Source organism: Acidobacteriota bacterium, assembly GCA_009838525.1.
GTDB lineage: Bacteria > Acidobacteriota > Vicinamibacteria > Vicinamibacterales > UBA8438 > VXRJ01.
Genome location: VXRJ01000014.1, coordinates 1 through 13,929, shown reverse-complemented (window position 1 = coordinate 13,929; position 13,929 = coordinate 1). Strand labels below are relative to the sequence as shown.

The 13,929-nt window shown below is 68.6% G+C and carries 10 protein-coding genes; 2 read left to right on the top strand and 8 right to left on the bottom strand.

Annotated features, from left to right (window positions below; translation table 11 throughout):
- The 8 genes from F4Y45_04150 to F4Y45_04115 all read right to left on the bottom strand — a co-directional run bounded on the left by F4Y45_04150 (position 1) and on the right by F4Y45_04115 (position 11,009).
- The gene (locus F4Y45_04150; GenBank protein MXY23699.1) at positions 1–1,158 is read right to left on the bottom strand and encodes a hypothetical protein; all 1,158 of its coding nucleotides are present in this window, start codon (positions 1,156–1,158) and stop codon (positions 1–3) included.
- Complete coding sequence (locus F4Y45_04145; protein ID MXY23698.1) at positions 1,155–1,877, bottom strand: YceI family protein; 723 nt, start codon at positions 1,875–1,877, stop codon at positions 1,155–1,157. The genes F4Y45_04150 and F4Y45_04145 overlap by 4 nt, the downstream gene beginning before the upstream one ends.
- Positions 1,878–1,913: 36 nt before the next feature.
- Entirely contained in the window at positions 1,914–3,794 is a 1,881-nt protein-coding gene (locus F4Y45_04140; protein ID MXY23697.1) for a hypothetical protein, read from the bottom strand.
- Positions 3,791–5,731, bottom strand: coding sequence for a hypothetical protein (locus F4Y45_04135; protein MXY23696.1), 1,941 nt, complete (start codon positions 5,729–5,731; stop codon positions 3,791–3,793). Before F4Y45_04135 ends, F4Y45_04140 begins: the two co-directional genes overlap by 4 nt.
- A 74-nt stretch (positions 5,732–5,805) precedes the next feature.
- The gene (locus F4Y45_04130) at positions 5,806–7,830 is read right to left on the bottom strand and encodes a hypothetical protein (protein MXY23695.1); all 2,025 of its coding nucleotides are present in this window, start codon (positions 7,828–7,830) and stop codon (positions 5,806–5,808) included.
- Positions 7,827–9,479, bottom strand: a complete 1,653-nt coding sequence (locus F4Y45_04125; GenBank protein MXY23694.1) for a hypothetical protein — start codon at positions 9,477–9,479, stop codon at positions 7,827–7,829. The genes F4Y45_04130 and F4Y45_04125 overlap by 4 nt, the downstream gene beginning before the upstream one ends.
- 4 nt (positions 9,480–9,483) lie before the next feature.
- Positions 9,484–10,911, bottom strand: a complete 1,428-nt coding sequence (locus F4Y45_04120) for an O-antigen ligase family protein (protein MXY23693.1) — start codon at positions 10,909–10,911, stop codon at positions 9,484–9,486.
- Positions 10,764–11,009: a Trm112 family protein gene (locus F4Y45_04115; protein ID MXY23692.1), complete on the bottom strand. Its 246-nt coding sequence runs from the start codon at positions 11,007–11,009 to the stop codon at positions 10,764–10,766. The genes F4Y45_04120 and F4Y45_04115 overlap by 148 nt, the downstream gene beginning before the upstream one ends.
- 64 nt (positions 11,010–11,073) lie before the next feature.
- On the opposite strand from F4Y45_04115, the gene F4Y45_04110 reads away from it, so the two are divergent.
- Together F4Y45_04110 and F4Y45_04105 are read left to right on the top strand one after the other, a co-directional pair.
- Positions 11,074–13,026 (top strand): tetratricopeptide repeat protein, encoded by a 1,953-nt coding sequence (locus F4Y45_04110; GenBank protein MXY23691.1) that lies wholly within the window; start codon positions 11,074–11,076, stop codon positions 13,024–13,026.
- Positions 13,027–13,056: 30 nt separating this feature from the next.
- Positions 13,057–13,929 (top strand): hypothetical protein (locus F4Y45_04105; GenBank protein ID MXY23690.1); only part of this gene is annotated, 873 nt, incomplete at its 3' end.

The window sequence follows — 13,929 nt, the reverse complement described above, 5'->3', positions numbered from 1 at the left end:
TTACAGATACAGGTGCAACTGAGCAAGCAGGGTTTGCACGCCCCGGCCGTTGAACGGCAGGTGGTCGCGGTAGTACGACACGTTGACGTGCCAGTGGGTGCGCGGATAGAAGTCGAGGCCGTAGACCATGCGGCGGATCTCCCCGCGTGGGTCAGTGTCGGTCCAGCGCACCTGCGGCGACACGCGCAACCAGAACCCGCGCAGCGCCTCGACGGATGTCTGGTTGGCGACGATATACGAGCGGCTGCTCGTCCGTAACTCCTGGTGCTGCACGTCGGCGTGGGTCCACGTGGTCAGCCAGGCGACAGGGGCGTAGCCGAAGGAGAGACCGCCCCCGGTACGTGACGGAGCGGCGCCAGCCGCGCCACGGTGGATGGCCGACCCGACCAGGACGGTACGCGTTCCCAAGTCGAACTGGAACCGGCCGGTCGACGTCCAGGCTCCTTCCCGTGTGGCGGCCAGGAGCGATTCGGCGCGTCCCGGACCGGCGGAGACCTGCAACAGCGTGCGATCCGTCGAGACGTCGACTTCTACGCCGTAGATCTGATCGTCCTGGGCGAGGTCGAGACGCTCGCGCGTGAACGACGTGTGGTCGGCGAACCGGACGCCGTAGGCGGGAAGAAACCGTCCGCCGCGCACGCTCACGCTGTCGGTCGCCCGGTAAGCGACCCAGTGTTCGTACGACACCATCCCCCCGCCGGCGGAACGGGGCTGGGCTCCGACCGTGCCGTAGGCCGTCCAGCGATCGCGCCGCCAGGCCGCCTGCAGATCGAGGACCATCGGGAACGTCCGGTTCCGCTGGGGTCGGCCGGCCGTCTTGACCCGCACGTGCGACGGCCGGAAGTCGACGCCGAGCTGCAGCGGGCTGTCGTTCCCGACAAGGCCGAAGAATGCGCCTTCCTCGCCGGCCGGGGCCTGCGGGTCCAGGCCCGCGCCCTGGCGTCCGAAAGTCGAAATCTCTTCCCGCGACAGGGACCGCCCGTAGGGCGTCAGCAGCCCGCCTCCCGACTCGGAGTGGTGGCAGGCCGTGCACCGCGGATACTGCTTGGACAGGAACGTCGGTTCCGCGGACGCCGGGTCGGCGCCCCAAGCCGCCAGCAGGGGTGCGGCGATGAGCGCGAGGCGCGCGGCGGAGTGGCGGCTCCCGGGCCACATCATGGCGTGCCGCCTGTTGACGTTTCAGCCGGCGTGGCGTCGAACGCAACGGTAACTTCCACCGTGTCGCGGACGCCGACGCCCAGGTAACGCGGGGGCGGGATGTCGAACGCTTCCAGGCTGATCGAGAACGTCGCCTCCACGCGCATTTGCCCGTCGCCCCGGCGCAGCTCCACTTCGCCTTCGATCGGGCGTTCCATGCCGTGCAGGGACAGTGTTCCGGAGAAGTCTGCGTCGTGGCGGCCGGCGCCATCCGGCAGCGGATCGTCGAGGACGATGCCCGAGAGCACGGCATGCTGGAAATCCGGGCCGCGCTCCAGCTCCAGATAAGTGCCCCGGAGATGGGAGTTGCGCAGCTCGATGCCGCTGTCGAGAGTTGCCAAGTCGACGCGCAGCTCGCCGGCATAGTCCGCCCCGTCCAACGTCGAGCGCTGGAGCGTTCCGGAGAGCGCGGTGGTGGCTACGTTGAAGCTGCCGCCGACCGTGAGGCGGCAGCGGACTTCGACGTCGCCCGAAGAAACGCTCCACGATTCCGCGGCTGCTGCGGCGTGCGTGCCGGTCAGCGTGAGAGCGGCCAGAGCGATCGCGGCGGCGCGGCGGACGCCGGGCCGCCAGCTGGCACGCGGAAAATGGCAGGATCTCCAACTCATGGCGTTTTGTGCCGTATATGGATGGAATGACCGTTTACGGTATCTCATTCGTCTAATGGTAGACATGTCCATTCATGGCACAACAGGAAAGCAATACCATCTGGCTCGCTACTCGTCGTACGACAGATCGATGTAGTCGATCTCGATGCCCCGGAATGCGCGAATCCGGAATTCGACATCCTGCATGGTCCGGGCAATGTCGAAATGGAAAGCAAGCGAGGACCAGTCGGGAGCCGGAATCAGACTGAAATCGTGGCGTGCGATGTGGATGCGGCCGCGGTCGGCCATCACGTCGATGACTCCATCGCCGGCTGACGAGTTCAGGCCCTGATGCACTACCGCCGTGACTTGGTACCGACCCGGCTCCAGGGTAATGAATGGTCCGGCCACCGCGGCTGCGTTGTCCGCATCCTGTTGACAACTGTGACCATTGCTGGCGGTCCCGCGGGGCCGGACGGCGCACCGTGCCGGCGTGTTCTCGGCTTCGTATCGACGCGCCACCGACTGGGAGCGATCCAACGGGTCCTCGACCGGCAACAGAAACACGCCAAGGACGGCAGTCGCCACCAGCGGCGCATACCGCAGTCTTGCCCGTCGCAACCAACCGGCGGCAAGCAGCGACAGGACGCCGAGCGTCCAGACGACGTTCGGAGGATAGCCGGGGTCAGCGTGCGGGCCGAGCTTCGGGAGCGACAACATCCAGCCGTTCGCGAATAGGGACGGCTGCCAGGTGTCCAGCGGGAACAACCCGTTGAACAGCCGTTGCGGTACGGGCACCCACTGGAGGGCTAGTACCGCCTGATAGGCGGCGCCGGCCAGAACGGTCAGCCGTACGGCTCGCGAGAACGAACTGCGGTCCCGCAGTTCGCCGATGGCGATACAGATGGGAACGAGCCACAGCCACGCCGCCGACCAGCCGTACCGTCCGGCCGGTGCGACATGACCGCCATACGCTATGTGTTGCAGGGCGTTGGGCGCGATCAGCGATCCGTACAACACGAGCCAGGGAAGCGTCAGTCGATGCCGCCGCCGGATCATCCAGCCCAGCGCGACGAGACCGGGCAGCAGGATCGGCTGCTGGACGAACAGGCCGTGAATCTGATCGATGTGCAGGCCCAGGAAGAGCTCCAGCGCCGTGGAAGAGTCGACGTTCAGTTCCCCGCTGCCCCTTCCGCCCATGATGTTCCCGAATCTGGGGACGGAGAATGCCCAGAACAGGGCCGGGCCGGCCAGAAGAAGACCGCCGAAGGTCAGGTAACTCGTGCGCGTAAAACGGGCATCGGCGTCGCGCCAGAGCTGCCAGGCGCCCAGGGCTCCCAGAACCGCCGACGGCGCGTAGTACTTCACGTGCATCCAGCAGAACAAGCCGGCTACGAACCAGTAAATGCACCATCCCAAGTAGCTGCGACGTCCGCTTCCCCAAAGCCAACCCAGCAGCGTCAGAGCAGTGGCGCCTACCAAGAGGTCCGGATAGACCTGCGACGCTCCGAAGACCACGGGGCTGCAGGCCAGCACGCCGACCGTCGCCACCGTCGCGTCGAGCGGACCCAGGCAGGTTCGGCTCCATCGATAGACGGCGGCGGCAAGCAACGGGATGATCACGAGCGGGAGCGCCGCGCGAGCCCCCAGCGCGCCGCCGAGGCCGAAGGGGACCGCGAGCAGCACGCTGAGGCCGGGCATGCGTTGCGGCCAGAGGTGCGGTCCCTGGCGCAGGGCGTGCGGCGCCAGGTCGGCGGGGAATACCTCGCGGGCGGTGTTTTCGTACTCGTAGTTGTTCGCGACGTCGAGGTCGCCGTCCCGCACCACGCTCGCGGCGGTAATCAGATAGTGCGGTTCGTCGCCGATGATCGGCAGATCGCCGGACGCGGTCCATTGCACGGCCAGATAGACGCTCCCGGCAGTGAGCAACGCGCAGGGCAGGCAAACGAGGGCGGCCGTCTTCAGCCACGACGAGACCGTTGGCAGCGTGCCGGCGGGACGCGACGTCATGGCAGCACCGGAATCAGGTCAATGTAGTCCACGAGCAGATCGACTCCCGGGTGCGCGCCAACCCGGAACTCCAGATCCTCGAGCGGCTCGACCGCGTCGAAAGCGACGCTGACGGTCGTATAGCCGCCGTCTATCGGCAGGTTCGCGGCTGGCACGTCGACCCGGCCGTGCGCGAACTGACCGCGCGCCGACCGGACATCGAGCCAGGCGGCCGGCGCGGCTTCGGAGGATGTTCGAAGGCGCATAGCGGCTTCAATTCGATAACGCCCAGGGTTCATGTCCAGATAGGGGCCGAACGTCATCAGGCCGTCGGATCGCCCGTTGTCGGCGGCGCGGGCGCGGCCGCCGCTTGCCTGCTCGTCCAGGCGGGTCGTGCGGTCCGCCGTCTGCATCGGCGTCATGCGTTCCGCCTCGAAGCGGCGCGGGAACGTGCTCTGAATCGACCGCGCCATCGGTTCATGGAGCCCATCGTCGGTAGGCGACTCCGCGTCGGCGGTCGGTTCGACGGGCAGCAGCAGGGCAGTGACGGCGACCCCTCCGATCCAGACCGGCCGCAGGCGGCGGCGTCCCTCGGCGCTCCACATCCATCCCGTCACGAACAGAAGCGCCGCTGCCGCGACCCAGATCAGGTTTGGCAGGTATTCGAGATAGCGCACGACGCCCCAGCCGTCACTGGTGTTGAGAAAGAAGTGGGGAAAGACGTAGCGGACTGATAGTGGGAAAAGGGAATCGCGAGCCCAAACCAACGGGGATTCCGCGTAGTTGAAGAGGCGCGTTGGATCCGGTACCCAGCGGAGCGCCAGTATCGCCTGATACGCCAATACCCCCAGCGCCACCGGACGGACGTAGCGACCGAGACTGGCTCGTTCCGCCCGTAGCCACAGACCGATGGGAATCAGCCAGAGCCAGAAGGCGGCCCAGTTGTATCGGCCGATCGGCATCGTGCTCCACGTGCCCAGGAGCGCGGGCGGCGTCATCAGGGCCGCGTACAGCAGCAGCCAGGGAATCGTGAGCGGATGCCGCCTTCCAGCCATCCAGCCAATGGCGATCAGACCCGGGAAAAAGAGTGGCTGATGCCAGAAAAGGCCGTGCGACTGATCGAGGTGGTTGCCGATCAAGACCTCCGCGGCGCGCAGGTACGGGGTTTCTACTATGAAACGCTCCATGTTGCCGAAGGGCTGTCCCAGTGTCGCCATCTGGTACATGAAGAACGTTGCAGGTCCGAGCACGAGCGCTACGGCGCCCGCCGTGTAGCCCCACCGAGAGTCACGCGCGATTCCGTCGCGCCACGGCTGTTCGCGCCAGACCTGCCAGATGGCGAACACGCCAAGCAGGAAGGTAACGGCGAGGTACTGCATGTGCAGCCAGGGCAAGAGGCCGGCCACCACGCCAAAGAACATCCATGCGATAGGTGAACGCCCCTCCCGGCGCGTCAGTGCCGAGGATGTCCGGGCGAGATCCTCGCCCTGCCAGAGCCAGATCGCGAGCGCCGAAATGACGGCTCCCCCCAGAAGGTTGCCGTAAACCTGGCCGGAACCGAACAGGATGACGGGACAGAACAACAACCCCGCCAGTGCGATCGCCACGTCGGCTGGTGGGGCACGTCCGTGGAGCCAGCGCCAGGCGGCCCAGCCAAGAATGGGTGTGATCAGGAGGCAGAGAAAAAGCCGCGCCCCGACCGTCCCCCCGATCGCGAATGGGAGGGCAAGCAGGACACTCAATAAGGGCTGGTGGTGCGAATACTGTCGGCCGTTGCGCGTACCAACGTGTCTGTCGGGAATCGGACCGTAGATTTCGGCAGTAGTGGCGTCTTCGTCGAAGTTGTTGCGGACGTCAAAGTCACCGTCGCGCCATATGCTTGCCGCGAGTACGACGTAGTGCGGCTCATCGCCCGTGAGGCGGTACCGGTCGGAGCTGGTCCACCAGAACGCCAGCATGGCTGCCAGCAACGCCGCACTGGCGCATGTCGCTACGGCCAGTGTTCTGTCGCGTCGAACGCCCGTCGACAAACTCATGGCAGGACGGGGATGAGGTCGATGTAGTCAACCACTAGGTCAACCCCGGGATGGGCTCCGACGACGAACTCCAGGTCGCCGAGGGGTTCCACCGCGTCGATGGAGAGACTGACAATCGTGTAGCTTCCGTCGGCTGGCAAGCGTGAGGCTGCGATGTCGATACGGCCGTGCGAGACGCGACCGCGATCGGTCGTTGCATTAAGCCAGGCGGCTGGTGCGGCATCCGACGGCGTCTCGAGCCGCATCGCCGCCTCGATACGGTAACGCCCCGCGTCGACGCCGAGGTAGGGGCCGAAGGTGATCACCCCGTCCGGCCGGTCCGGGTCGGCGGCGCGCGCACGTCCGTCGCTGGCTTCGTCGTCGAAGCGTGTCGTTCGGGCTGCCGTTTCGGTCGGAAACATGCGTTCCGCCTCGAACCGCCGCGCGAAGGTGCTCCGGAGCGACCGCATCATCGGATCGTGGAGGCCGTCGTCATGTGGCCCTTCCCGGTCGGCTGTGGGTTCGACGGGCAGCAGGAACGCAGCGACGATGAATCCCCCGATCCACACGGGACGCAGCCTCCGCCGCCCGTCGGCGCTCCAGAGCAGACCAGTAACGATCAGCAGTGCCGTTGCGAGGATCCAAACCAGATTGGGTAGGTACTCCAGGTAGCGCACGACCCACCAGCCATCGCCCGCATCACCGTAGAAGTGGGGGAGCACGTAGCGGACCGGCAATGGGAAGAGGGAGTCGCGTGCCCACACCAGGGCAGACGAGGCGTAGTCAAAGAGGCGGGTCGGATCCGGAATCCAACGGAATGCCAGCAGCGCTTGATAGGCGAGCACCGTCAGCACGGCTGGGCGGACGTACCGTCCGATGGCGCTTCGTTCGGACTGTAGCCAGTAGCCGATCGGGATGAGCCAAAGCCAGAAGCCGCCCCAGTTGAACCGGCCGAGCGGCACGCTGCCCCATGCCCCCCGCAGTGCGGGAGGGAGCATCAGCGAGGCGTAGAGCAGCAACCAGGGGATAGTCAGAGGGTGACGGGTGCGGATCATCCAGCCCAAGGCGATGAGGCCAGCAAAGAAGAGTGGCTGGTGCCAGAAGAGGCCGTGCGACTGATCGAGGTGTTCACCGATCAGGAACTCGGCGGCACGCAGGTACGGAGTATCCGTCATCTGGTTTCCCAGGCCGGCAAGGGGCTGGCCATGGGTTGCCATCTGATAGGCGAGGAAGGCGGCCGGTCCGGTCAAGAGGAGCGCGCCGCCGGCGATATGGCCCCAGTTCCGTTGGGGTCCGCGGTCAGTTCTCCGCCCTCCCTCGCGCTGGATCAGCCAAGCGGCGAACAGGCCGAACAACGCAGTAGTGCCGAGGTACTTCATGTGCAGCCAGGGAAGGACGCCGGCAATGAGACCGAAGAGTGTCCACGCGGCCGGCGACCTCGCGCCGGAAGCGTGTGCGGAGTCGGATGCTTGGCGTTCCCCTTCGCCGTCCCACAGCCAGACGGCGAGCGCCACGATGAGGACACCGGCCAGAAGGTCGCTGTAAACCTGTCCCGAACCGAGCAGGATCACCGGGCACAGCAGTACGCCCGCAGTGGCGAGCGCCACGTCGCCCGGCGGAGCCCGCCCATTGAACCAGCGCCAGCAAGCCCAGCCCAGGATCGGCGTAATCAACAGGCAAAGAAGCAGCCGGCCTGCAAGCGGTCCGCCAATCGCGAACGGAAGGACTAGCAGCGCACCCAGCCCGGGCGCGTGGAGGGAGTACTCCCGGCCGTCGCGAGCGCTGACGTGACGACTCGGGAGGTCCGGGAACGAACCATAGATCTCGCCGGTGGCTATGTCTTCGTCGAAGTTGTTCCGGACGTCGACATCGCTATCGCGCAGGAGGCTGGCGGCCAGGATGAAGTAGTGCGGCTCGTCGCCGGTCAGGCGGTAGCGGTTCGTCGTGCTCCACCAGAACGCGAGGGTGGCGGCGAGGAGTGTGACGCCGGCGCAGACGGCAATCGTTTTCCGCCGTTCGCGCGTGTGCGTCGGATCGTTCATCTACCCGGCCGGATGGTACCTATTTCCCGGCCGTCGTGCGGCGCGATGCGATAGATCACATCCCGGTCCAGTTGCGCCTCCAGCCGAACATCCGAGCGCCGGTCCGCTTCCGCCAGCACGCGGCGGAAATGGAAGTAGCGCATCCGATTGCCGTGCACGATCACTGTCTGCACGCCGACGGACCGGAGGTAGTCGACCGCGTCGTCGGAGGGGAAGGTCGCGAGGCGCCGGACCGCCTCCGCGTAGCTCTCCGGATAGAACCCGCCGAAGCCGTTGAGGATGGGCCGCCAGTGCTGTGTCGACGCCAACAGATAGCGCGCGTTCTCATGGAAGAAGACGCTGCGTGGCACCGGCAGCTCCGCGATGGGCCCGGGCGGCGACGCCTCGAGCATCCCGTAGATGGGTGGATACCACTCGTCGCGGGTCAGTTCCCGGTAGGGGAGCGGTGCGTGCAGGCTCTCGACCGTCGCGAGCGCGAGCAGGCCGACCGCCGCGGCAGTCTGCCAACGCGGGTTCAGGCGTTCCCGCACCGCGCTCCAGCCGATGCCGGCGAGGGCGGCGAGGGCGAAAATCGTCAGCATCGCGAACCGGGACGGTGAGCGCAGGCCGAGGAGTGGCGGCAGGACGGCCGCGAGCCAGCCGTAGACGGGCGTCAGCATGCCGAGGGAGAGGACTGCGCCGACTGCGCCGATGCCGATCAACATGCGGCGCACGCCGTGCGGTGCGTGGCGTCCACGTGCGGCGAATGCGGCGCCCGCGAGGACGATTGCGACGACGCCGGGGAACATCGCGCTCGGCGCATCCCCGCTCCAGAACCGCTCGCTCCAGAGTCCGTAGTGCAGGTCGGCCGCGGTTCTCAGGAACCCGGCCAGCGATTCACCGATGCTGCCTGCGTCCACGACCAGGGCGCGTCGCAGCTCCGCCCCCAGGTAGGGGCGCATCAGGAGGAGGAGGAGGGCCCCCGTCACCGCGGCGGCGCCGCCGAGGCGCACCGCGATGCCGGTTGCGCGCCGTCCCCACCAGTCGCCCGCCCGCATGACGAACGCGGCGCCGAGGGCAACCACGACAAGCACGACCAGGTACCCGGAGGTGAGCGCCGCTACGGTCACCCAGACGCCGACCCACGCCGCGTCGCGCGCCCGCCCGCCGGTGAGGAGGCGATCGAGGGCGAGCACGGCGAACGGGAAGGCATAGAAGTGCAGGAACTGGATGTGCGCGATGCGGGTCGCCATCGCGGTGCCGAACGTCAGCAGCGCCCCGGCCAGGATGCCGCTCCAGAAGTCGCCGGTCCAGTGGACGACGAGCCGGTGCATCGCGAGCGCGGTGAGCAGCAGGCCGGCGAGGACGAGCAGGTTGTGGGTCAGAAGGGGCGAAGCGCCGAGCCAGTAGAACGGGGCGCCGATGAGTCCCGGGACAACGAGCGGCTCCGTGTACCGCATCGCCTGCTCGGCGGGATGGAACATGTTGGCGTCGAACAGGTCGAGCGGCGCGCGCGGCAACTGGTGCGCGATCCAGGAGACGGCCCAGGCGTTGAGCCACTCGTCGTCGTGGATGCGCGACATCCGCGCCGGATCGGTGGCGAGCGGCCAGGTGTGGAGAACGGTGAGCGTCAGGAAGATCGCTGCCGCGAGGGCGTGACGGTGGCGCAAGGGGTTAGTGCGGGTCGGACACCGTTGTGTCCGCGGATTCCGGGTCGGAAGATGCCGGCCTGGAGGCCGGCGCACCAGCGGGTTCGCCGGTCTCCAGACCGGCTTCCCTAGCGGCGGGCAGCGTTATCAACACGAGAAAGAGGAGGAGGAACTCCGAGTCGCCGAAGTTGTATTCGAACTGGCCGGCCACGAGCATGGCGGCCACCGCGGCGAGGCCCGCGGCGGCGAGCGTGCGGGTCTCCGGCCGGCGGAAGCGCCGGGCCAGGTCGCGGGAGATGGCGACAACGAACCAGGCCCAGAGCGCCAGGGCCGGCAGCCCGCGCTCGGCGGCAATCTGCATCGGAACGTTGTGCAGGTGCGGATTCACGTCGTTCACGGCATTGTCGGGGCGGTACTCGGCGTAGCGCCGCAGCACCATTTCCGGGCCGACTCCGGTGACGGGGTGGTCGCGCACCATGCCGGCGCCCACCGTGAACATCGCGACGCGGTCGCGGTTCGTCGGGTTCGCTGGATCGAAGATCGAGAGCGCGCGGTCGGTGACCGTCGCCGGCGCCACGAAGTAGACGACGAGCACGGCGACCGGCGCGACGAGGAGCAGGCGGCGGTCGCGGAGCACGAGCAGGAGGCCGACGGCGGCGAGAGCGCCGATCCAGGCCCCGCGCGTCAGCGTAACCGCCAGCGCGGCCATGAGCGCCGGCAGCATCAGGGCGGCCCAGAGGCGGTCGCGCGCGCCGAACGTGACGCGCGACACGGCGACGACGAGGGCGAGCATCAGCAGGCCGGCGTACGTCATGTAGTGGCCCATCGAGCCGCTCGGCCGGCGCCCGAGGTTGTCGAATTCCAGGATGCCGTACTGCACGATCCCGATCGCCGCGGTGAGCGCGCCCGCGGTGAGCACCACGTTCGTCATCGACCAGGCGCGATCCCCCCGGGCCAGGCGGTAGACGACCGGCACGGTGAGGTAGAGCAGCACCTCGCGCGATTCGATGAGGCTGGCGGTCGGGTCGATCGAGAAGGGAACGGTTGCGAGCGTCCAGCCCGAATACGCGGCGAGCGGCCAGAAGAACGCCGGGACGGCAGGACGTTCGCCCGCCGTGACGAGCAGGCCGGCCCAGACCGCGAGCAGCGCGGTCAGGAGGATGCCGGAGGCGGCGACGGAGAGCGGCAGCGCGAAGACGAACAGCGGCAGCAGCCACCACGCGACGGTCTCGAAGCGCCCCGGCCAGGACGCGCCGGCATCGGGCCGGCCGGGGGACGCCGCCGTTGCGACCCCGCCGTGCGTCGTCATGGCTTCGGGGTATCGTCCCCCGCCGGATCCGCTGAATCCGCCGGACCTCCCGGGTCTGCCGCGTCCGCCGGCGCATCCTCGGGGATCGCCTCGTCCATGAGCATCACGGGGATCTCGTCCTGAATCGGAAAGACACGGCGGCATTCGGCGCAACGGAGGCCGGCGCCGCCCGCCGTCAGGGTGACCGGCGTCCGGCAGGTGGGGCAGGCGAGTATGGCGAGCAGTTCAGGGTCGATGGCCATCGACACGCCCATTGTAACCGCGACGTGGACTCTGCCGCCTTACCTGTGGAACAATCGCCTTCTCATGCGCCGGCCGACCTGTGCCTTGTTCGGCGTCGCGCTGCTGCTCGCTCCGGTGACCGGGCTCCCCGCCGCGGCGCAGACCGCCTCCGGGCCCGACCTGGAAGCGGGCGATCGCGCCGAGGCGTACCGCCTCTTCATGCTGGGCCGCCACCTGGAGGGCGAAGGCGATACCGACGGCGCCATCCAGGCGTTGCGGGACGCGGCCGGCCTCGATCCGACGTCGGGCGAGCCGCTGGCGGAGTTGGCCGGGCTCTACGCCCGAGCCGGCCGGGAGGACGAATCGCTCGCCGCCGCGAACGAGGCGATTGAACGCGAGTCCGCCAACGTGAGCGCGCACCGCGTGCTCGGCATGAACCATGCATCCGCCGCGATGTCCCGCGAGGCGACGCGCGAGGACGTCGACCAGGCCATCACGCACCTGGAGCAGGCGCGCGACACGGTGGTCCCCGATCTGCAGGTGGAGCTGACGTTGGGGCGCCTGTACCTCCGGGCGGGCCAGAACGACGACGCGATCGACCTGCTGGAGGCGCTCGCGAAGGACCAGCTTGGCTATCAGCCGTCGCGCCTCCTGCTGTCCCAGGCCTACGAGCAGGCGGGACGCGGGGAGGAAGCGCTGGCGACCCTCGAGGAGACGGTCGCGACCGGACGGCCGACCTACCAGGCGCTCGCGCGTCTCGGCGAGATGTATGAGCGCCGCCGCCGGTGGAGTGATGCGTCCGCCGCCTACGAACGGGCCGCCGCCCTCAATCCGCGGAACGCCAGCGTCCGGCAGCGCCTTGCGGGAACGCTCATCGAAGCGGACGAGCCGGCGCGCGCCCGCGCCGTGATCGAAGACCTGCTCGAGATGCGTCCGCGTGACGCTCTCGCCTGGCGGTTGCTGGCGGAAGTCGAGCTGGAGACCAACAACTTCGACGCGGCGGAAACTGCGGCGGCGCGGCTGATCGAACTGGAGCCGGAGGGACTGCGCGGGCCGTCCGTGCTGGCGCGCGTCTTCGAGCGGCGGCGCGAGTACCAGCGGATCGTGGACACGCTGGCGCCGGTGCTGGCCCGCGCCCTGTCGCAGGAGGTCCGTCCCGAGCGGCTGGTCACGGTGTTCGACCGGCTCGGCTTCGCGTACGAAATGCTGGAGGACAGCGACGGGGCGATTCGCGTCTACGAGGGCGCGATTGCGCTGATGCCGTCAGACGTGCGGTTCCTGGCCCGGCTGGCTCAGGCCTACGTCGACGCGGATCGCGATCGGGATGCGCAGGACGCTTTGCGCCGGGCCCGCGTGAACAATCCCGCCAACCTGTCGATCGAGATGATCGAAGCGGATCTGCTGGCCCGGAGCGGCGACGTGGACGCGGGTGGGGAGGCGCTCCGCGCGGTGCTGGAGGGCAACCCGGACGATGTCCGCGCGCACCTCGCCCTGGCGAGCTACTACAGCCGGCATGACCGCCACGGCGAGGCGATCGCGCTGCTCGAAGCGGCGCGCGAGCGGTTCCCGTCGGTGACGTCCATCCCGTTCCAGTTGGGCGCCATGTTCGAGCAGACCGACCGCTTCGCCGAAGCGGAGGAGATGTTCCGCGTCGTGATCGAGGAGGATCCGGACCACGCCCCCGCTCTCAACTACCTCGGCTACATGCTGGCCGAGCGGGGCGAGCGGCTGAACGAGTCGGTCGAGCTCATCGCGCGGGCGCTCGAAGTGGATCCCCACAACGGGTCGTATCTCGACAGCATCGGCTGGGCGTACTTCAAGCTGGATCAGCTTGACCTCGCCGAGCCGCCGCTGCGCGCGGCGGCCGAGCAGCTACAGCGCAATTCGGTCGTGCAGGACCACCTGGGCGACCTGATGGAGCGCCTGGGCCGGTTCGAAGAGGCCATCGCCGCATGGGAACGCGCCCTGAACGGCGACCGCGACGGGGTGGATGCCGGCGTGATTCAGCAGAAGATCGACGACGTCCGTCAACGCTGACGCCATAGGCCTTAGATCAGCCACCGATCGGTGCGCTTCCTTCGACGCTCTCTCCTTTTTCTGATGTTGCCGGCCCTTGTCGGCGCCTGCGGATCCGCGCGTGGCGGCATCGAGCTGCCGTCCGGAACGGGCGTGCCGCTGGCGGACCACGCGGCGATCTGGGAGGCCGCCACCGAGCCGTGCCGATCCGTCCGGTCGATGGAGTTCAACCTGTCGATCGGCGGGCGGGCGCACGACGCCGCGTTGCGCCGCACGCGGATGCGCGGCGCGGTGGAGGGTGGAGCGCTTCGGCTGGAAGCGCTGGCGCCGTTCGGCGCTGCGCTCTTCATCCTGGTGGCCCCGGACGATCGGGCCGCGACGCTGCTGCTGCCGCGCGACCGGCAGGTGATCGCCGGCGCCGATCCGGCCGTTCTGCTCGACGTGCTGGCGGGCCTGGAACTGGGACCGGCCGACGTGGCCGCGCTCCTGACGGGGTGCCTGGCGCCGGGTGCGGGGACGACGGCGGGGCGCCGGCTAGGCGACTGGACCGTCATCGATCTGGAGGGCGGCGTGTCCGCCTATCTGCGCGATGCCCCGGCCGGCGGGGACGGCGCCGGGCCGGTCGTCGCGGCGGGGCAGCGCGGCCGGCTGACCGTCGCCTACAGCGACCATGTGCGAGGCCTCCCCCGCGGGTTCCGCGTAGAGGTGGAGGCGCCGTCAACCGTGCCCGGCACGGCGGACGCGGGGGACGTCGCGGCGGCGACGGATCTCAACGCGTCGCTCACGCAGGTGAATATCAACACGACCCTCCACCCGGCGGTTTTCCAGGTCGACGTGCCGGCGGAGTATGCGCCGATCACGGTCGACCAACTGCGTGGCGCACCGCCCCTCGAGTCGTTACCGCCCCACGGGTCGCCCCCGCCC

Bases quoted from the DNA above. Each gene is read 5' to 3' on its own strand.
- F4Y45_04135 (MXY23696.1), bottom strand. From the start codon at position 5,731: ATGCTGGCGTTCTGGTGGACCAGCTCCGACCGGTACCGCCTCACGGGC.
- F4Y45_04150 (MXY23699.1), bottom strand. From the start codon at position 1,158: ATGATGTGGCCCGGGAGCCGCCACTCCGCCGCGCGCCTCGCGCTCATC.
- F4Y45_04110 (MXY23691.1), top strand. From the start codon at position 11,074: ATGCGCCGGCCGACCTGTGCCTTGTTCGGCGTCGCGCTGCTGCTCGCT.
- F4Y45_04130 (MXY23695.1), bottom strand. From the start codon at position 7,830: ATGAACGATCCGACGCACACGCGCGAACGGCGGAAAACGATTGCCGTC.
- F4Y45_04145 (MXY23698.1), bottom strand. From the start codon at position 1,877: ATGGACATGTCTACCATTAGACGAATGAGATACCGTAAACGGTCATTC.
- F4Y45_04120 (MXY23693.1), bottom strand. From the start codon at position 10,911: ATGCCGCCGTGTCTTTCCGATTCAGGACGAGATCCCCGTGATGCTCAT.
- F4Y45_04140 (MXY23697.1), bottom strand. From the start codon at position 3,794: ATGACGTCGCGTCCCGCCGGCACGCTGCCAACGGTCTCGTCGTGGCTG.
- F4Y45_04115 (MXY23692.1), bottom strand. From the start codon at position 11,009: ATGGCCATCGACCCTGAACTGCTCGCCATACTCGCCTGCCCCACCTGC.